1 protein-coding gene is annotated in these 678 nt (G+C 36.6%); it reads right to left on the bottom strand.

The genetic code is table 11. The annotated features are described in order from the left end of the window. Window positions 1–48: 48 nt before the first annotated feature. Window positions 49–678: bacillithiol biosynthesis protein BshC (gene bshC / locus AC1DTM_RS30300; protein WP_477001683.1), on the bottom strand; the 630-nt coding region annotated here is incomplete at its 5' end.

The following is a 678-nucleotide window of genomic DNA, read 5'->3' as shown; positions in this document are numbered from 1 at the left end:
GTTAATTCAACAGAATAAAAATAAAATCCTGCTCAAAAGAGCAAGATTCTATAGTTTTATTACATGATGTTTTCCGTCCCACGAAAAAGATTGTTCCATTACCCGGTCAACAAAATCAAGGCCGAACTGATTTAAATAATAACACACATTCCACACACGTTCTTGCGGTGCTCCTAATGGACGAAGCGCAAATTGTAAACGGCGGAATTTATTCAGTTGAACCTCATGTTTCTTCTCAACATTTCTTTTCAACATTCTTTCTAACAGTTCAATTTGCTCATTAATTTTCAGTTCATTTTTCCCAGCAAACTCATTTAACCCTGGATCTATTTTTTTCACGAATTGTTGTAATGATGTATGGATATCCATTATTTCTTTTTTCGCTTCTATAAATCGCTCGTCTATCGGTTCCTCTATTTGATTAGAAAGCCAATTGTCACGTAGATTATCTATATCATTTAGAAATGGATCAATTTCTCGCAAATCTAAATCATATAAATCTGTCGCTATATCTCGCTCCATATAAGTAATTGTAAGGCGCGGAACAACAGGTGGCATTTGGAAACCGGCCGTATGAAACACTTGTTGCAATTCACTCCAATAAGCTAACTCCCCTGGACCGCCAATAAACGCTAACGTAGGAAACACATATTCTTGCATAAGAGGGCGCGTTACAAC

Source organism: Bacillus sp. P4_D3 (genome assembly GCF_056401855.1).
This window is presented reverse-complemented; position numbering and strand designations above follow the sequence as displayed.